The following is a 19,930-nucleotide window of genomic DNA, read 5'->3' as shown; positions in this document are numbered from 1 at the left end:
AAATTAAATGTTTTAAGGTATAGCTATCTTTAATGATAATATATTGGATTATTATAACTATTCTTGAGAAAGGACAAGTTTTACCCGAAAGGAGATTGAGTGATGTTTATCAACTTATAATATAAAAAATAAAAAGAATTGAAGGGTTATAAAAATAAAAGGAGGATTATGAAATGAAACTAAATAAAAGAGGTATTTTACTTATAGCTTTAACTTTAATTATCTCTACTCTATTATTAGCTTGCCAATCTGATAATAAAGTAGAACAATCTAGCAAAAATATAGAGAAAACAGATAATAATAAAAATGATGAGGCTAATAAATCTGATTTAAAGAAAAACATAATAGTAGGGACGTCAGCATCGTATTATCCATGGGCATTCCAAAAAGACAATGAATTACATGGATTTGAAATAGATATATGGAATGAGATTGCTACTAGAAATGACTATTCAATAGGATTTCAGATATCAAAATTTAGCGGTTTAGTAGGAATGCTAGATGCAGGTCAAATAACTACCATAGCACACCAAATGTCAATAACAGATGACAGATTAGAAAAATATTATTTTTCTGAACCATATGCATATAGCTATTATGATTTCGCAGTTAAAAAAGACAGCTCATTAAAAACAATAGAAGATTTGAAAGGAAAAACAGTGGGTTGTTGGTTAGGTGGAAATGGGGAAAAAACTATTAGAGATATAAATGAAAAAGAAAAATTAAATCTTAACATAAAAACTTATGATGGAGTTCCAATTGAATCTGAAGTAGCTCTTGGAAGATTAGACGCAAGTTGGCAAGGAGAAATAAAAACACTATCTACTATAGAAGAAGGTAATTTAAATTTAAAGATGATGGGGATAAAACCGTTTTATGAAATAAATGCTTATCCTTTTCTAAAGAATGATGATAGTAAAAAGCTTCAGGAGGAAATAAGCAAAACTATAAAAGAAATGCATGAAGATGGTACTCTTAAGAAACTTTCAGAAAAGTGGTTTAGTATAGATACTACTACTAAACCTATTAACTAATATGATGGTGGGCTTTTATAATGAAATTTGACTTTGAGTTTGCCTTTAAATTAATATTCATCATGATGAAGTACGTTAAAGTGACTTTAGCTTTATCAGTATCAGCAATGACTATAGGACTAGTTAGTGCTATAATCATTACTCTTATTATAGATGCAAGAGTCCCTTTTTTAAGAAAGTTTTTTAAAATATATATTTCTTTCTTTAGAGGAACACCTCTTATTGCACAATTATTTTTATTATATTTTGGACTTGCACAAGTTATACCAGCAGTGACAAAATTACAGCCATTTAATGCAGCATTAATCATAATGGGGATGAATTCAGCAGCTTATATGGCTGAAGTTTTAAGAGGAAGTATCTCATCTGTAGATAAAGGACAGATGGAGGCTAGCTTATCAATTGGCATGAACTACGTACAAGCTATGACGAGAATAGTATTTCCTCAAGCTTTCAAAATAGCAATACCGGCGTTATCAAATACATTTATAAATCTGATAAAAGATTCATCTATTGCATTTACAATAGGTGTAACCGAAATTACAGCATCAGCTCAGCTAGAGGCTACATCCAGCTTCAAGTATTTAGAAGCTTATGTAAATATTATCTTAATATATTGGGTTTTAACTAGTGTACTTGGTTATTTTCAAAGAAAATTGGAATTAAAATTAGACAAGGAAAGATAGCTACCAAAACACCCTAGAAATTATAAGATTGTAAACAGTGAATAATAGTATATTCGAATATATTTTTTAAACAGAAGGTGTATAAACATGATAGAAATTAATTGTTTAAATAAAAGCTTTAAAGATTCAAAGGTCTTAAAAGATGTAAATTTAGAAGTGAAAAAGGGTGAAGTTGTTGCAATTATCGGTCCATCTGGAACTGGAAAGTCTACACTATTAAGATGCATTAACTTTTTAGAGATACCTGATAGTGGAAAAATAAGAATCAAAGATATAGAAGTAGAAGTTGAAAAGATAACTAAAAAGGAGATGTATGAAATAAGAGGAAAAACTTCTATGGTATTTCAAACATACAATCTCTTTAAAAATAAAACTGCTTTAGAAAATATACTAGAGCACTTGTTGATTGTGAAGAAAATTAATAAAAAATCTGCTATAGAAAAAGCTATGGATATTTTAAAGACCGTTGGATTAGAAGATAAAGCAGATATTTATCCTTCTAAACTTTCAGGAGGACAACAGCAAAGGGTAGGTATAGGCAGGGCTATGGCAGTAGAACCAGATGTTATGCTATTTGACGAACCAACATCAGCATTAGATCCTGAACTTGTAGGAGAGGTATTAGATGTTATTAAAAAGCTAGCACAAAAGGATATAACAATGATAATAGTAACTCACGAGATGAACTTTGCTAAGAATGTCGCAGATAAAGTTATATTTATGGATGACGGAAGAATTGTAGAGCAAGGTACTCCAGAAGAAATATTTAATTATCCTAAGAATCCTAGAACTATGCAGTTTTTGAGTAAAGTGATAAGTGAAAATTCACATAGTAACTAAAAATTAGCTATAACTCACTATAAATATAGAATTAAAGGAAGTGAAAATATGTCTTTAAAAACACCTAAAACATGTACAGATTGTGGATTAGTAAGCTGTAACAAGATTGACGAGGAGTATCCAGAGTTTTGCTTGACAACAAATCTGAATCAAGAGGAACTAGAAGAAGTAATAGACCTATACTCTAATGATGAAGAAACTCATAAAATAGCTATAGTCTCTGCTAAGATTGAAGGTGCATTTTATGGTAGATACACAAGAGTAGAGGAAATAATGGAATTTGCAAGACAAATTAATGCAAAAAAAATAGGTATTGCAACTTGTGTAGGACTAATCAATGAAAGTAGGATATTTGCAAGAATACTAAAGAAAAATGGTTTTGAAGTTTATGGTGTAGGTTGCAAGGTTGGTGCTATAGATAAAACTAAAATTGGAATTGACTCAGAATACATTAGAAAAAAAGCAGAGCATATATGTAATCCAATTATGCAGGCAAAGATATTAAATAAAAATGAAACAGACTTAAATGTAGTTGTAGGATTATGTGTAGGTCATGACAGCTTATTCTATAAGTACGCAACAGGAATTACAACTACACTGATAACTAAAGACAGGGTAACAGGTCATAATCCAGCGGCAGCAATTTATACATCAAATAGTTACTATAATAAGTTATTGTAATAGATTAGGCATGAAGAATAAAAATAGGACAAACTATAGCTGAAAATATGAGGGAGGTTTTAAATGATGAGTGATTTACCAAAAAACTTCGAGGAATTCTCAGAGGCAAGGCGAGAGGCATTTATTAAAATAAAAGAATTAAAAGAAAAAGGAGAAAAAGTAGTAGGAGCATTTTGCACATATACACCAACAGAGCTTATATATGCAGCTGGTGCCATACCAGTAGGTCTTTGTGGGATGGATGAAGAGCCTATACAAGATGCAGAGACTCATTTACCTAGAAACCTATGTCCATTAATAAAGTCAAGCTATGGATATGCAGTAACAGATTCTTGTCCGTTTTTTTATTTCTCAGACTTGATAGTAGGAGAAACCACATGTGATGGTAAAAAGAAAATGTATGAACTGCTAAATGATATAAAGCATACACATGTAATGCATCTTCCACAAGGTCAAAATAAAGAACATGCATTTAACTATTGGCGTGAAGAAATGCTAGAGCTAAAGAGGGTGCTTGAAGAAAAATTTGACGTAGAAATAACAGATGAAAAGCTTAGACAATCTATAGTAGAAAGAAATAAAGAGAGAAAGGCAATATTAGAGTTTTTTGAACTTGGTAAGCTAGATCCATCACCATTATCAGGATATGGAACTAATACTCTAATGGACTCTCTAGGTTTTCAATTTAGTAGAGAAACTCAATATAATAAAATAGTTGAAAAAACTAAAGAGTTAAAAGAGATATATGAAAAAGAGCTAAAAGGAAAGAAAACAAATAGACCAAGAATACTTATAACTGGTTGTCCTACTGGTGGAGTTAGAGAGAAGGTTATAAAAAGAATAGAGGAATTAGGAGCAGATATAGTTGCATTTGAAAATTGTGGAGGACCTAAAGAAAAGAAAGATCTTGTAGATGAAAATATAGATCCTATAGATGCATTAGCTAGAAAATATATGAATATAGGATGTTCAGTTATGACACCTAATCCATCAAGGTTTGAAGCACTAGATGAAATGATAGATGAATATAAAATAGACGGAGTTATAGAAGTAATACTTCAAGCCTGTCATACATTTAATGTTGAGTCTTATAACGTTAAAAGATTTGTTACAAAAGAAAAAAATAAGCCTTATATATGTATAGAAACTGACTATTCTAAATCTGACACGGGTCAGATAAATACAAGATTAAGTGCTTTTATAGAAATGATTTAGATATATATTTTTATGGACACAAAAATTATATAAAATATTCTTTAAGAAAGGAGTAAATACTTAAGATGAATAGTAAGACTAAAGTTATAGTAGCAGGAGGAGTAATTGGAATATTAGCTAGTATATTAGTCAAGTTTGGTAATCCTGTAAACATGGGAGTTTGTATAGCATGTTTTTACAGGGATATAGCAGGTGGATTAGGATTTCATAGAGCAGAGATAGTACAATATATAAGACCAGAAATAATAGGAATTATAATGGGAGCATTTTTAATATCAAGTTCCAAAAGAGAGTTCAGAGCAAGAGGTGGTTCAAGTCCAATAATACGTTTCTTTTTAGCAATATTATTGATGTTTGGAGCACTAGTATTTTTAGGATGCCCACTAAGAGCTATATTGAGATTAGCTAATGGAGATTTAAATGCATTAATAGGAATAATAGGATACTCTGCGGGGATATTTATTGGAGCTCAGTTTATAAAAAAAGGTTTCTCTCTAGGCAAAAGTGTAGGACAACCTAGAATTTCAGGATATGTAATGCCTTTATTTTCAATTATACTTTTAATATTCCTAGTATTAGCACCTGCATTCATATTCTTTAGTACTGAAGGACCAGGGTCAATGAGAGCACCTATAGTATTATCTTTAATCGCTGGTCTATTAATAGGAGTAGTACTACAAAGAACTAGACTATGTACAGCTGGAGGAATAAGAGATGCGATACTTATAAAAGATTTTTATTTTTTATGGGGATTAATAGGTATATTTTTATTTGGGCTCATAGGAAATTTAGTTTTAAATCCTCAAACTTTTAAAATTGGTTTTTTAGAACAACCAATAGCTCACACTGAAGCTGTATGGAATTTCCTAGGCATGACTTTAGCAGGAATATGTTCAGTTTTACTAGGAGGATGTCCTTTGAGACAAACTATATTGGCTGGAGAAGGAGATACTGATGCCGCTATAACAGTTCTAGGACTTATAGTAGGAGCTGCACTTGCTCATAACTTCGGCATAGCCGCTAGTCCAAAGGGAGTTCCTGCTAATGGAAAAATAGCTGTTATAGTTGGACTAATTACCGTTGTTATTATAGCTTTTTCAATAGTAAAAGGCGCCCAAAAAGAAAGAAAAAATAAGTTGCAAAAAGGAGGAAACATATAAATGGCTGTTACAGTAGATGCAAGAGGAAGATCTTGTCCAGAACCTGTTATGATGACTAAAAATGCATTAGAATCTAATAGCAAAGAAGAACTAAACATAATGGTAGACTCTAGAACTGCAGTAGATAACATAGAGAGATATGTAAAAAAAGAAGGATATAATATGGATACCAAAGAAAATGGAGAAGACTATATACTTACTGTCAAAAGGTAGGAAAGAATATGAACAAGTACTATTGTGTAGTGACTTTTGAGATAACTAGTCATGCTTTTATATTTGAGAAAGAAATGAAAAAGCGCAATATAGATATAAAACTAATATCTACCCCTAGAGAGTTGAGTTCAAGCTGTGGACTATCTTCTGAGATTCCTTGTAAACTTAAAAGTGATGTAGAAAAGATATGTAGAGAAAATCATATTGAAGCTTCTAAAATATATGAATTAGAGAGAGAAAAAGATAAAAAATCTATATTCAAGATATTTAATAAATAAACTAAGACCTTCTTTAAAACTTTAAAATAAGTTTGAAAGAAGGTTTTTTATAGATATAATTAATAATATATACAGTACATACATAATAAAGCTTATTTCATAATGAATAATAGGAAGAGGAGAAAGAAAATGCTTAAAAACTATATGGAAGATTTCGTAGATAACACATTACCTAGAGTATTAGAGAAGTACAAAGACATATGTAAATGTGAAAAATGTATTATGGACATAAAAGCTAAGTGCTTAAATCAATTAAGACCGTTATACTTTGTCACAGAAAGAGGAGATGTATATTCAAAGCTAAACAGTTTAGAGGCACAGTTTAAAACAGATATAGTTATGGAATTAGTCAAAGCTATAGATACAGTATCAAAAAGTCCTAGACATGATTAATAGTAAGTTATTATATTTAAATATCTAAGAGCAACTCAATTTAATACTCATGTTATATAACTAGGAGTATTAAATTGTGAGTTGTACTATAAAGCAAAATATTTTTTAATATGCTATGCCCTTTATTGTTAGATTACTATGTTCCATTAGGTCAATAGGTTCCATTTTAACAGTGGTAGGAGTTTGTCTTAAAATCTTAACCTTTGGTCTTAATGGATAATTTATATTCATATCATCTACAATGGCAGTCTCATCATTACTTAATTTTACCAAGGTTCCCTCTGGAAATGGGATTATATTTCTGCAAAACACTTGAACCATATCAAAATCGAAGTGTCTGCCAGCGGCGCCCATTATGTACTCTATGACTTCATTTGGAGGTAACGCCTTATGTCCAGGTCTATCAGATGTTAGAGAGTCATAAGTATCTGCTATAGATACTATTTTTGAAAGTTTAGTTAAGGTATTAGCATCTATTTGGCTAGGAAATCCAGTGCTATCTACTCTAGCATGGTGCTGAAGTGCTATTATTCTTGCAGTAGGATTTATATCTGGATTTTCCTTAAGGTAATTAAAGCCCAAGCTAGTATGACTTCTATATTCCTCCAATTCACTATCAGTTAATTTATCTTTTCCTAGTAGATCTTTATGTATAAAAACTTTTCCTATATCATGAAGTAAAGCACCTAAGCAAAGGTTGCCTAACTCTACTCTATTTAATCCAAGCTCAATTCCTAATACTAAAGATAACAAAGCTACGTTTACACTGTGTTGATATGTATAGGAATCCATGCTTTTTATATCTACTAAGTTAATAAGTAAGTTATTGTTTGTAGAAAGCTCCTCAATAATGCATTCAGATACCTCTTTAATAGAGGATATACTATCATCTCTTATGTTATTTTTTTTAATATTACCACACTTGTCCAATTTTGAGATTGTCTCAAATGCTCTTTTTATGGTAGAGACTGCTTTGACTCTTAACTCTGGCTTTATAATATCGTCTATTTCATTTTGACTATATTCATCATTTATATATAAAGTATAAATACCATTATCTCTTATTCCAGCTATTAAGTCATGATTAAGTTCAACACCTTGTCTTAGAAGAACTCTACCATCTCCATCATATAAAGTTTTGCCTAAATATGAACCTTCCTTTATTGCATTCAATGGCACTAATCTCATAAATAATCACCTCCTAGTTTGAATAATAATAACTTAGCATTAATATTATAGCAGAACATATATTACTAGTAAATAACGGGTGTGGATAAAACTAGAGCACTATATTACTTAAATATAAGGGTTAAATTTATGAGTTGTTTATGCCCATTTGTTTATAGTATACTTAATATAATAACTCAGGAAAGGATGGAATCATATGCAAAATGAGAATGAAAATACGGTAACTCCTAAAGAGATGAAACTAAATATAGAACTTATAAAGAAAAACCTTCCTATATTTAAAGAAGAATTTAATAAAATTGCTAGAAGTAAAGTTGAAGTAAATGCTAGAGATATTGATAAAATTATAAATAAAGCCTTAGATAAGGGAGAGTTAAGTATCTTTGAAAGAAGAATAATGAACGGATTTTACGAAACTTGGATGGCTATATTTATGATGGTAGGAAGTGATAGAGAAGCTTTAGAAATAGTATTTAGAATGATTGATGGGGCTATTTAAAAATAGTCCTTTATATTGTCAAAAGGGGGATATAAATGGATACTAGCATTTTAAAAATAGGCAGTAAGGTCATTATAAATAAAAAAGTAAAAAGTGATGAAAATGATTATATAAGTCAAATAGAAAATGTAGAAGGGGATAAGATAAAGATTTTAACTCCAATGTATAAAAGTACCCTAATAAGATTACATGAAGGAACAAACATAGGCCTTATGGTATTTAGCGATCTAGGTGTATATAAATTAGATGCGGAAGTTGGAGGGACTATAGTAGATAAGCTTTTACATTATACAGAGTTAAAAGCTACAAGTAAAGTAGCAAAGTTTGAAAGAAGAGATCATTTTAGACTTAAAATAATGAAGGATGTCTTAGTAAGAAAAAATGATGAAAATGAAGAGATGGAATATGCAAAGTGTTTAACTATAGATTTAAGTGGTGGAGGAATTCAATTTTCATCAACAGAGAAATTCGAAGAGAATGATGTTGTAGAGATGAGAATAGATATGGATGATGAAGAAATGGTATTAAAGGGGAAAATACTGAGTGTAGTAAAACAAGAAAGTGTCGGAAATTATAAGTACGGAACTAAGTTTGTAGACATACGTGAGTCAATTAGAGAAAAAGTAATAAGATACATATTTAAAGTTCAAAGAGAAAAGTTAAATATAGATATTATTTAGACTTAAGTTTTAAACAAGGGAGTGAAAATATATTGTTAGATAAGTACAAGATTTCAGCAAAAGAATTAGAACACAAATGTGAAACAGATTGCTTCAACTTTGAAACTACTAAAGAACTAGATATCTTAAATGAAATAATAGGGCAGGATAGAGCATTGGAAGCACTAGATTTTGGACTTAAGGTTAATAAAAAAGGATACAATATATTTGTCGCAGGAGAGAGTGGTACTGGAAGAAGTAGCTATGCAAGCTTTATAACTAATGAAATGGCTAAACATAAAGACACTCCAAGTGACTGGATTTACGTATATAACTTTAAAACTCCTCATAAGCCTATAGCGTTAAGTTTAAAAAAGGGTCTAGGAAAAGAATTTGTAAAAGATATAGAGAGTGTAGTAAGCACTTTGATGAAAGAAATAAAAAATACTTTTTCAAGTAAAGACTATGAGAATCTGAGAAATCAAATAGTAAATAAATATGATAATGAGTATGAAATTATCATGAATGAAATAGATAAAAAAGCAGAAGAACATGGATTTAGATTTGACAGATTAGAAGATAATACAGTTATTAGCGTTCCAATTAAAGATGGAAAAGCTTTAACAGAATCTGAGATGGATAATTTAAGTCAAAGCGAGTTAGAGGAATTTAAAAATAAAAGTAAAAATTTAAGTATAGATACTATAGAACTTTTTAATAAGCTAAGAATATTAGGAGAAGTACTTGAAGAGGATTTTAAAAAGTTAGATAAAGAGACTGGAAATAAACTAACAGAAATGCATATAAGTAAGTTAAAAGCAAAGTATAAGGAAGAAAGTATTCGGAAATATTTAATAGCGTTACAAGAAGATATTGTAGCAAATATAGATAGCTTTAAAAATAGTAATGAAGAAAAGAAAGATGATATATTAGGAATTCTTGACATTGGTTCACAAGAAAATACACTTGATAGATATGAAGTTAACTTATTTATGGATAATAGTGAAATACAAGGCGCACCAGTGATATTTGAAACTAATCCAACTTACTATAATCTAGTAGGAAGTATAGAGTATACTAATGAAATGGGTGTAATGAAAACGGACTTTACACATATAAAACCCGGAGCATTACATATGGCAAATGGAGGATATCTGATACTTCAGGCAAAAGATTTACTCTTAAATTCATTCGCATGGCAAGCATTAAAAAGATCGCTTATAACAGATGAAATAAATATAGAGTCGCTGGAAGGACAATTAGGCTATGTGGTTACTTCAACATTAAAGCCTCAGCCAATTCCACTAGACTTAAAGGTAATATTAATAGGAGATTACTATACTTACGATCTTCTATACAATAATGATGAAGACTTTAGAAAACTATTCAAAGTAATGTCAGACTTTGATATTGAAATGAATAAAGAGCCTGAGAATTTAATTAAAATGGCAAGGTTCATAGCCACAAACTGTCAAAAAGAAGGACTAAAGCACTTTAATAGGGAAGCTGTTTGCAAAGTATTAGAATATAGTTCAAGACTTGCAGAGAACAAGAACAAACTTAGTTCTAAGTTTAATCAAATAGTTGAGATAATATATGAAGCAGATTATTGGGCTACAAAAGAAGGTAGTGAAATAGTAAGTAGTGAACACGTAAGAACTGCATTAGATAAAAAGACATATAGAAATAATAAATATGAAGTTAAGACACTTGAAATGTTTGCAGAAGAAGACTACTTGCTAGATGTCGACGGAGAAAAAGTAGGAGAAATAAATGGACTAGCAGTAGTGGGTACAGGGGAGTATGCATTTGGTAAGCCAAGCAAGATAACAGTATCTACTTACATCGGAAAATCGGGAATAATAAATATAGAAAGAGAAGTAAAGACAAGTGGGAAAATTCACGATAAAGGTGTTATGATAATAAGTGGATACTTAGGAGAAAAATATGCTAAGGATAAGCCTCTATCACTTAATGCCAGTGTAGTATTTGAACAGCTATACTCAGGTGTAGATGGAGATAGTGCTTCAAGTACAGAACTTTACGCAATACTATCTAGTATTTCAGAAATACCTATAAGGCAATGTATAGCTGTAACTGGTTCAGTAAATCAAAGAGGAGAAATACAACCTATAGGTGGAGTAAATGAAAAAATAGAGGGATTCTTTAAAGTATGTAAGTTAAAAGGACTTACAGGAAAGCAAGGTGTAATGATACCTCATCAAAATGTAAAAAATTTAATGCTAAATGATGAGGTCATAGAGGCAGTAAATGAAGGTCAATTTAGTATATATTCAGTAAGAACTATAGATGAAGGAATCGAAGTATTAACAGGAATGTCTCCAGAAAAAGTTCATCACTTAGTTAATGAAAAACTTGAAGAGTTAGCAAACCTAGAATATAAAAAGTAATAAAATAATAAAAGCATGATTAATTATGAAAACAGTAATTAGTCATGCTTTTATTACTTCCATATTGTTAGCAATAAAAATAAAATAGGTTGACAATGTAGAAAGATGAAAATATAATATTGTTAACCTAATTATCATAAATGGATAACAATATGAAAGGAGAAAATAATGAAAACAAGAGAGCTTTCGATGATAGGTCTATTATCTATAGTTTTATCAATATCAGGTGCATTTAAATTGCCAGGCATAATACCAGGAACAGAGTTTCAATTATCAGCACCTATAGCAATAGGAATATCAGTATGTTTTGGATTTAAAAGATACTTCCTTGCAGGATTAGTTTCTAGCCTTATAAGTTTACTACTTGGAACTCATACAGTTATAAACGTAGCTATATCTATAATATTTAGAGTAGTAGCAGGTGGACTTATACATATATTGGGGACTAGTGCAATAGTAGTGATTTTGGCAGGGCCAATAGGAACTATTATAGCAAGAATAGTATTAGGTATATTAATTGGTAAGGGAGTAGTGCCACTAATTATAGCAGCAATGCCAGGTATGTTATATACATCTGTATTTTCATGGCCAGTCAGTAAACTCATACTTAAAGTAAAGGCATTAACATCATGGAGGAATATAGAAAATGGTGAAAAAACTTTTTAGTATAAAAATGAGAGCTTCTAAATGGGATAGTATTAAGGGAGAAAATGAACACATATCAGGAGCAGAAAAAATTATAAGCGAAGAGTGTATAGATACAACTGTTCATAATCTTATTAATAGGGCACTCGGACATTCTAAAGGACAATCTGACTTTATAAATATTTCAATAAATAAGGTAGATACTGAAAAAATAACTTATATACCCTGTTTAGACATTTCAACTATTTATTCTAATACTCCATATGATGGAAGACAGCATATATTGGAGCTTTTAAAACAAATAAATATAGATACTAAGAAAGGAAAGTTTATACTATCTATACTAGAGAGCGCAGACAATATGAGAGGTGCTATAATATTAGATTTGTTGACTATGAAAAGGCTTGAGAAAGATAAAAAAGAGGAATTAGAGTAACTGGAATAGACTGGCACTATAGTCTAAAGAAGAATCTCGAACAAAAGTTAAATGAGTATGAATTAAACAATAATCATGTAAAAGAGGCTTTAGCGCTAGCAAGTAAAGTAATATATCCAAAAGCAATATTAGGAGAAATATGCATTTCAGATGATCCTAATTACACTACTGGCTATGTAACTATAAAAGATAAAGGATATTTCAGAATAACTAATTTAAAGCAGCTAGGATGTAAAAAGGGTGGAAGAATATTCTTATTTGATTCAAGTAATGGAGATATAAATGAGTGTATAAACTTTTTTGAGAAATCTATAGCTATAGTAAATACAATCCCAAATATCAAATAAAGCTGGCTTAATTACGGAGGTAGAAATGAGGTACTTTGAAAGCTATATAGATAACTCTATAAAAAAATTAAAAGACAAAAATTTATATAGACAAATAAACTATATAGATAGCTCACAGGATAGATATGTATATATAAGTGGGAAGAAGCTGCTGCTCTTATCGTCTAATAACTATTTAGGACTTTGTAATGATAAGAGGGTAAAAAAAGCAGCTATTTTAGCAATTGAGAAATTTGGATGTGGCTCTGGGGGATCAAGGCTTACTACGGGAAGTCATAGTTTATACAACGAGCTAGAAGAATCCCTAGCTAGATTCAAAGGCAAAGAAAGTGCAATAGTCTTTAATACAGGATATATGGCAAACATAGGTGTATTAACTGCTATAGCTGATAGGGACTGGGTTATATTTAGTGATGAACTTAATCATGCAAGTATTATAGATGGATGTAGGTTAAGTAAAGCTAAGATAATAATATATAAGCATTGTGACATGGTTGATCTAGATGAAAAAGTAAGATTATATAGTAAAGGAAAAAACATAATAGTAACTGATGGAGTTTTTAGTATGGATGGAGATATAGCTCCACTTAGAGAAATAGTGAATATAGCAAAAAAATATAAAAACATAATGACTATTGTTGATGATGCTCATGGAACAGGAGTGCTAGGTGAAAGAGGGACAGGTTTAGTTGAATACTTTGATATTAAAGACGAAGTAGATATTCAGATTGGCACTTTAAGCAAAGCATTAGGAAGTGAGGGTGGATTTGTAGTTGGAAGTAGAAGGTTAATAAACTATCTGAAAAATAAGTCTAGAAGTTTTATATATACTACGGCACTTTCACCAGCTAGTATAGCGTCATCAATTAAATCAATAGAGATAATATCGAAACAAAGAAATATGAGAAAAGAGCTTCTAGAAAAATCAAGATGGTTTAAAGACAGACTACAAGAACTCGGATTCGATGTACTAGACTCAAAAACTCCTATAATACCGATAATAGTAGGGAATAGCCATAAGACATTAGAGTTCAGTCAAAGATTGTTTGAGGAAGGATTATATGTACAAGCCATAAGGCCGCCTACAGTTAAAGAAGGAACAAGCAGATTAAGAATTACTATTATGTCAACACATACTATGAAAGACTTAGAATTTGCTATTGATAAACTATATAAAATAGCTAAAGAAATAGGAGTTTTAGAGGGGTGAAAGTTTGGCTAAGAGTATATTTATAGTAGGAACTGGCACAAATATAGGAAAAACATTTGTATCAGGCGGAATAATGCATATATTGAATAAGCACGGCATAAATGTGGGGTATTTAAAACCAGTCCAAAGTGGAGTATATAATGGTGAAGATAGCAGCATATCCGATGTAGATTTTATAAAAGAAATTTCAACTATAAAACAAGATAAAAAAGATATGAATGCTTATTCGTTTAAAAAACCTCTATCACCACACTTGGCGGCTAAAATGGAGAACGTTTTAGTAGATAAAAGTAGAATAATAAAACAGTATAAAAAACTTGAAAATCAATATGATTATATAGTTATAGAAGGTGCAGGAGGAACTATAGTTCCACTTACACCAAGCTACTACATATATGATTTAATAAAAGATATGAATACTAGTGTTATGGTTGTGGCTAATGCAGGAGTGGGAACTATAAATCATACTTGTTTAACTATAGATTTTTTAAAAAGACAAGGGATAATAGTTAATGGAATAATTATAAATAAATATACTGGACAATTTTATGAAGATGATAATATTAAAACTATAGAAGATATTTCAAGGGTAGAAGTAAAAGGAGTTATAAATAAATTAGATAAAAAGAATATGAAGTTTAATGATGAAAATCTTAAGGTTAAAATAAGAGAAATTTATGAGAAAAGTTTAAGTATAGATAAAGTTTTAAGTATATTTTAATATTTATAAACAGTTAATTAAAAAGGAATGATTATATGGATTATACTCAATCACTTCAACAAAAAGATTTAAATCATATATGGCACCCATGTTCACAAATGAAAGATTATGAAACATTTCCACCAATAATTATAAAAAGTGGACAAGGTGTTTTTTTAGAAGATTTAGAAGGGAATAAATATTTAGATGCAGTTTCATCATGGTGGGTTAATCTATTTGGACATTCTAATCAAAGAATAAATGAAGCTCTATATAATCAAGTTAAGAAACTTGAACACGTTATATTTGCTAATTTTTCACACGAACCAGCAATAGAACTATCTGAGAGAATAATAAAGCTAGTTCCAAGCGGATTATCGAAAGTATTTTTTAGTGATAATGGATCATCAGCAGTAGAAATTGCTTTAAAGATAAGCTTTCAGTATCATCAGCAAATAGGTAAAAATAAAAAAACGAAGTTTGTAGCACTTACAGATGCTTATCATGGGGAAACATTAGGGGCATTATCAGTTGGAGGAGTAGATCTCTATAATAAAATATACAAGCCTTTACTACTAGACACTATAAGAGTAAAAGGGCCAGATTGTTATATATGTGAATTTGAGAAGAAAAGAGAAACCTGTAATGCAGAATGCTTTAAATATATGGAAGAGGCTATATTAGAAAATCATGAGGATATAACAGGTATTATAATAGAACCAATGATACAGTGCGCTGCAGGAATGAAGATATACTCTAAAGAATATTTGAAAAAGTTAAGATTAATATGTGATAAATATGATATAAACTTAATAGCAGATGAGATAGCAGTAGGCTTTGGAAGGACTGGAAAAATGTTTGCTTGTGAACATGCGAATATAACGCCAGATATAATGTGTTTATCGAAGGGACTAACTGCAGGATATATGCCAATGGCACTAACTATTACCAATGACAAAATATACAATGCATTTTATGATGACTATAATACCTTTAAAGCATTTTTACATAGTCATAGTTACACGGGAAACCCACTAGGATGTTCAGTAGCTTTAGAAACACTAAATATATTTGAAGAAGAAAACATATTAGAAAAAAATAAAGAAAAGTCGCAACTAATAAATAAGAAAGTAAAAGAAATAATAAAAGATATACCGTACATTGGAGAATATAGACAGTTAGGTATGGTAGGTGCTATAGAACTTGTAGAAGATAAAAAAACAAAGTCTTCACTTGATTTAAAAAAGAGAGCAGGATATGAGATATATAAAATAGCTTTAAGAAAAGGTGTAATAATAAGGCCATTAGGAAATGTTATATACTTTATGCCACCATATATAATAAACGAAGATGAAATAGACATGATGATTAAAGTTGCTATAGACTCTATAGAAGAATACTTTAATATTAACAAAAATACAACCAAGTCATAACAAAATAAATATAAAATTTTAATAAGATAAGAGTATGACATTATAACTTTTTTCTTATCATCGTTTTGGCTGGCAAGTTAAATCTTGTCAGTCATTTTTTTATCCATTAAAAGTGTAAAATCAAAATACTAAACATAAAATAAACTAAATCAAAGACAAAAAATCATAAAACTGTTATAATTATTTTGGAAAAAGAGGGTGATAAAATGACTGAAGAAAATAAAAATGAAGAAAATAGTATAGCAGGTAGTGGTTGTGAAATACTAATTCCACTTAATGAAAGAATGCAATTAGAACAGATAGAACGTAGAATAATAAAAACTTACAGAAAACCATTATGGTCAAAGTTTGTAAAGGCTATAAATAACTATAAACTAGTAGAAGATGGGGACAAAGTAGCTGTTGGAATTTCTGGCGGTAAAGATAGTTTACTCATGGCAAAGTTGTTTCAAGAATTAAAACGTCAGGGTGTAATAAAATTTGAACTAGAATTTTTAGCTATGGATCCTGGATACCATGAAGATATCAAGAAACTATTGATAGATAACTGCGAACATTTGAATATACCAATCCATACATTTGAATCAGGCATATTTGAGGTAGTAGATAGAATAGCTAAAGATTATCCATGTTATATGTGTGCAAGAATGCGTAGGGGTTCACTTTATGCTAAAGCTAGTGAACTAGGGTGCAATAAGCTAGCTCTAGGACATCACTTTAATGATGTTATAGAAACTACTATGTTGAATGTATTATATTCAGGAAACTTTAAAACTATGCTTCCAAAATTAAAAGCTGATAACTTTGAAAATATGGAACTTATAAGACCTATGTATTATATACATGAAAAAGATATAATCAGATTTACACAAACTAGTGGTATATGGCCACTTAACTGTGCTTGTATGGTAGCAGCTAAAAAGATAGGTGGAAAACGTCACGAGATAAAGGCATTAATAGAAAACTTGAAAGAGAACTTTAATAACGTGGATATATCTATATTTAAGGCAGCCGAAAATGTAAATATGAATTCTATATTAGGATGGGAAAAAGACGGAGAGAAGTATTCGTTTTTAGATATCTATGATGAAGAAGATTAAATTGAAAAGATTGATGCTTGAAGTAGACTATAAGGTTAAAATCATAACCTTATAGTCTATTTTTTTATAATGAGAATCTGAAAATTAAAAACATATATTTGTATATAAAGTGAAAAAGTTAAAGTATTGATAAAAACTAAAAGAGATGTATACTTATATTAAGGTTATATATAAATACAAGTAAAGGAGGTAAAGAATTGAATTGTAATAATATACTTCTAACTGGTGATATTAAAGTGGGAAAATCTACAATAATAAATAAAGTTATAAATAAGTATTTTGAACGTAATTATATATCAGGATTTAAAACACTTCCATTTTATGAGGATGAGAAGGTGAAAGGATATTACATGGAAGATCAGTTAGAAAAAGGTGTTATACCAAATATAGAAAATATAGTAGGAGTAAAATCCACAGACTGTGAGAGATGTTTTGGTATAACTGAGGTTTTTGAAAAAAAAGGAGTGGACATACTATCAAAGTCAATTGATTCAGAATCTGATTTAGTTTTACTAGATGAAATAGGATTTTTTGAAAGTAAAGCAGGTAAGTTTAAGAAAAGTATACATAAGATTTTAGATAGTAATAATAAAGTTCTCGGAGTTCTAAAGAAAAGAAATACAGAATTTATACAATCTATAAGAGATAGAGAAGATGTATTTATTATTGAAGTAACAGAGAGAAATAGAAATACCATGGTTGATAAAATAGTTGAATACTGGAGGTTATAAAAATGAGAAATAATAGACTAAGAAGTAGTGGAATATATAAGTTAATAATAATGTTAATGTTAATCATTCCATTAATATTTACAGGATGTAAGAAAGATATAAATGAAGGTGATATGGAAACTAAAGATACCGAAACTAGTACTAATGTAGATAGCTCGATTAATAAAGTAGTAACTACCTATAAACCAGCGACAGATTTAGTGTTAGCATTAGGTGCAGTAGATAAACTTGTAGGAGCACAAGATAAGGCTTCAAGCGATGAGATTATGAAAAAATTAGTAGGTGATTCTGCAGCTGAAATAGTTGAAGTTGGTAGTAAAAAAAATGGAGTAAATATAGAGGCAGTATTATCTTTAGATCCTGATTTAGTAATAATGTATCCTACTAAAGATGATGATGAAACCGTAAAAAAGCTAAAGGATCAAAACATTAAAGTGATAAGTATAAATCCTGAAAGTATAGAGCTTTTAAAAAATGATATATTAACTGTGGGAAAAGCTCTAGGTGTGAATGATAGGGCTGAAGAACTAATAAAATACTATGAAGATAAAATAAAATTTGTTGAAGAAAAAGTAAGTTCGGTAGAAAAGAAAAAGGTTTATATGGCTAGTTCTAGAGGTATTTTATCAACAGTGTCTTCAGATATGTATCAACATGAAATTATTGAAGCAGCGGGTGGAATAAACGTTGCATCCCACCTTAAAGGTGGTTCAAATGACGTTACAGTAGAACAGCTATTAAATTGGAATCCAGATGTAATAGCATCTGTAATGTATTCTGAGGGTGGCACTCCTGAGGAAATAAAAGCAAATGAACAAATTGTTTCTTTAAATGCTATAAAAAATGAACAAATTTATCAAATACCATCTAATATATCAGCATGGGATATGCCACAACCATCTAGTATATTAAGTATACTTTGGTTAGGCAAAACATTATATCCTAAAGAATTTAAGGATTTAAATATAGAAACAGAAGCAAATGAATTTTATAGTAAGTTTTATGGAAAATCATTTGAAGATTTAGGAGGAAAATTATAAAGTGAGGAAAAAGGATAATCATAAATTGGATTATCTTTTAAAGGTAATTGTTTTTTTATAATAGTTTTTATTATATCGATATTTATAGGAAGATACTCAATAACAAGTCATCAATATATCAATAGTGTAGTAAATATTAAAGACTATATCTTTAATAATTTAGAGTTAGAATCTGTCTCTTCAATATTGTTTAAAGTTAGATTACCTAGAATTTTAATGGCGGCTTTAATTGGAGCTGGACTATCTGTTTCAGGGCTAGTATTTCAAAATGTATTTAAAAACCCAATAGCTTCTCCAGATATATTAGGAGTAACATCTGGAGCTAGTTTTGGGGCATCACTTGCTATTACTTTGCCTATAAACTTTAGAGGAGATGTACAAATACTAGCTTTTGTATTTGGTATACTAGCAATATTCATAACATATGGAATAAAAAAAACGTCTAGAGATGAAAGTATTTTGTATCTAGTACTATCAGGAATAATAACATCTGCATTTTTTACTTCCCTTCTTTCAATCATGAAGTATATTGCAGATCCTTATCAACAGCTTCCGTCCATAGTCTTTTGGACTATGGGTGGATTACATAATGCTAATTGGGAATTAGTCAGATATTGTATTTATATAATAATACCAAGCATAATCTTAATAAATAAGCTGAATTTTAAAATAAAAATATTATCTTTAGAAGATGTAGAGGCAAGATCTTTAGGAATGAACGTATCAAAAATTAGAAATATAATACTACTATTGGTTTCATTTGTAATTTCATTTTGTGTTTCAATATCAGGAACTATTGGATGGATAGCTTTGATAGTTCCACATTTGTCTAGAATCTTAATAGGAAACAATAATAAATATATATACTTTTTTACTGCAATACTTGGAGGAGCATTTTTATTAATATTAGATGATATAGCTAGAACTTTAACTACTTCTGAAATACCAATAGGAATACTTACAGCTATAATAGGAGCTCCTATACTAGGATATTTAATTATTGTTAAAAGGACAGTTTAGTAGGTGTAATT

The 19,930-nt window shown here is 29.8% G+C and carries 21 protein-coding genes and 1 pseudogene; 21 read left to right on the top strand and 1 reads right to left on the bottom strand.

The window, feature by feature from the left end:
- Positions 1-173: 173 nt before the first annotated feature.
- The 9 genes from CURI_RS12835 (at position 174) to CURI_RS12795 (ending at position 6,500) form a co-directional block, all read left to right on the top strand.
- Positions 174-1,034 (top strand): transporter substrate-binding domain-containing protein, encoded by an 861-nt coding sequence (locus tag CURI_RS12835; RefSeq protein WP_014968697.1) that lies wholly within the window; start codon positions 174-176, stop codon positions 1,032-1,034.
- 20 nt (positions 1,035-1,054) lie between these two features.
- The gene (locus CURI_RS12830; RefSeq protein ID WP_014968696.1) at positions 1,055-1,720 is read left to right on the top strand and encodes an amino acid ABC transporter permease; all 666 of its coding nucleotides are present in this window, start codon (positions 1,055-1,057) and stop codon (positions 1,718-1,720) included.
- 87 nt (positions 1,721-1,807) lie between these two features.
- Positions 1,808-2,560: an amino acid ABC transporter ATP-binding protein gene (locus tag CURI_RS12825; protein ID WP_014968695.1), complete on the top strand. Its 753-nt coding sequence runs from the start codon at positions 1,808-1,810 to the stop codon at positions 2,558-2,560.
- 48 nt (positions 2,561-2,608) lie between these two features.
- Entirely contained in the window at positions 2,609-3,241 is a 633-nt protein-coding gene (locus CURI_RS12820) for a DUF1847 domain-containing protein (protein ID WP_014968694.1), read from the top strand.
- A gap of 63 nt (positions 3,242-3,304) precedes the next feature.
- The gene (locus CURI_RS12815) at positions 3,305-4,456 is read left to right on the top strand and encodes a double-cubane-cluster-containing anaerobic reductase (protein WP_014968693.1); all 1,152 of its coding nucleotides are present in this window, start codon (positions 3,305-3,307) and stop codon (positions 4,454-4,456) included.
- 65 nt (positions 4,457-4,521) lie between these two features.
- A complete protein-coding gene (gene yedE / locus CURI_RS12810) occupies positions 4,522-5,616 on the top strand; it encodes a YedE family putative selenium transporter (RefSeq protein ID WP_014968692.1) in 1,095 nt (364 codons plus the stop codon).
- A complete protein-coding gene (locus tag CURI_RS12805) occupies positions 5,617-5,829 on the top strand; it encodes a sulfurtransferase TusA family protein (RefSeq protein ID WP_014968691.1) in 213 nt (70 codons plus the stop codon). It begins immediately after the preceding gene.
- An 8-nt stretch (positions 5,830-5,837) separates the two neighbouring features.
- Positions 5,838-6,107, top strand: a complete 270-nt coding sequence (locus tag CURI_RS12800) for a putative Se/S carrier protein (RefSeq protein ID WP_014968690.1) — start codon at positions 5,838-5,840, stop codon at positions 6,105-6,107.
- 129 nt (positions 6,108-6,236) lie between these two features.
- Positions 6,237-6,500, top strand: coding sequence for a late competence development ComFB family protein (locus tag CURI_RS12795; protein ID WP_014968689.1), 264 nt, complete (start codon positions 6,237-6,239; stop codon positions 6,498-6,500).
- Positions 6,501-6,605: 105 nt separating this feature from the next.
- Here CURI_RS12795 and CURI_RS12790 read toward each other — a convergent pair whose 3' ends face one another.
- Positions 6,606-7,688 carry an HD-GYP domain-containing protein gene (locus CURI_RS12790; protein ID WP_014968688.1) on the bottom strand — a complete coding sequence of 361 codons (1,083 nt, stop codon included), beginning with the start codon at positions 7,686-7,688 and terminating at the stop codon, positions 6,606-6,608.
- 196 nt (positions 7,689-7,884) lie between these two features.
- On the opposite strand from CURI_RS12790, the gene CURI_RS12785 reads away from it, so the two are divergent.
- From CURI_RS12785 to CURI_RS12730, 12 genes and pseudogenes are all read left to right on the top strand, one after another.
- Entirely contained in the window at positions 7,885-8,187 is a 303-nt protein-coding gene (locus CURI_RS12785) for a hypothetical protein (RefSeq protein WP_014968687.1), read from the top strand.
- A 35-nt stretch (positions 8,188-8,222) separates the two neighbouring features.
- Positions 8,223-8,867, top strand: coding sequence for a flagellar brake protein (locus CURI_RS12780; RefSeq protein WP_014968686.1), 645 nt, complete (start codon positions 8,223-8,225; stop codon positions 8,865-8,867).
- 32 nt (positions 8,868-8,899) lie between these two features.
- A complete protein-coding gene (locus CURI_RS12775; protein ID WP_014968685.1) occupies positions 8,900-11,257 on the top strand; it encodes an ATP-binding protein in 2,358 nt (785 codons plus the stop codon).
- A 168-nt stretch (positions 11,258-11,425) separates the two neighbouring features.
- Positions 11,426-11,923 (top strand): hypothetical protein, encoded by a 498-nt coding sequence (locus tag CURI_RS12770; protein ID WP_014968684.1) that lies wholly within the window; start codon positions 11,426-11,428, stop codon positions 11,921-11,923.
- A pseudogene (locus CURI_RS16580) lies at positions 11,904-12,685 on the top strand (6-carboxyhexanoate--CoA ligase). Before CURI_RS12770 ends, CURI_RS16580 begins: the two are co-directional and overlap by 20 nt.
- Before the next feature lie 25 nt (positions 12,686-12,710).
- Positions 12,711-13,895, top strand: coding sequence for an 8-amino-7-oxononanoate synthase (gene bioF / locus CURI_RS12760; protein WP_014968682.1), 1,185 nt, complete (start codon positions 12,711-12,713; stop codon positions 13,893-13,895).
- A 4-nt stretch (positions 13,896-13,899) separates the two neighbouring features.
- Complete coding sequence (gene bioD, locus CURI_RS12755; protein ID WP_014968681.1) at positions 13,900-14,616, top strand: dethiobiotin synthase; 717 nt, start codon at positions 13,900-13,902, stop codon at positions 14,614-14,616.
- Between the two features lie 35 nt (positions 14,617-14,651).
- The gene (bioA, locus tag CURI_RS12750; RefSeq protein WP_014968680.1) at positions 14,652-16,028 is read left to right on the top strand and encodes an adenosylmethionine--8-amino-7-oxononanoate transaminase; all 1,377 of its coding nucleotides are present in this window, start codon (positions 14,652-14,654) and stop codon (positions 16,026-16,028) included.
- Positions 16,029-16,234: 206 nt separating this feature from the next.
- Complete coding sequence (locus tag CURI_RS12745) at positions 16,235-17,128, top strand: tRNA 2-thiocytidine(32) synthetase TtcA (RefSeq protein ID WP_014968679.1); 894 nt, start codon at positions 16,235-16,237, stop codon at positions 17,126-17,128.
- Positions 17,129-17,325: 197 nt separating this feature from the next.
- Positions 17,326-17,859 carry a nucleoside-triphosphatase gene (locus CURI_RS12740; RefSeq protein ID WP_014968678.1) on the top strand — a complete coding sequence of 178 codons (534 nt, stop codon included), beginning with the start codon at positions 17,326-17,328 and terminating at the stop codon, positions 17,857-17,859.
- 2 nt (positions 17,860-17,861) lie between these two features.
- Entirely contained in the window at positions 17,862-18,899 is a 1,038-nt protein-coding gene (locus CURI_RS12735; RefSeq protein WP_014968677.1) for an ABC transporter substrate-binding protein, read from the top strand.
- Positions 18,900-18,923: 24 nt separating this feature from the next.
- Complete coding sequence (locus tag CURI_RS12730) at positions 18,924-19,919, top strand: iron chelate uptake ABC transporter family permease subunit (RefSeq protein ID WP_041701822.1); 996 nt, start codon at positions 18,924-18,926, stop codon at positions 19,917-19,919.
- The last annotated feature ends 11 nt before the right edge of the window (positions 19,920-19,930 follow it).

It is taken from the genome of Gottschalkia acidurici 9a (genome assembly GCF_000299355.1).
Classification (GTDB): Bacteria; Bacillota; Clostridia; order Tissierellales; family Gottschalkiaceae; genus Gottschalkia; species Gottschalkia acidurici.
This window is presented reverse-complemented; position numbering and strand designations above follow the sequence as displayed.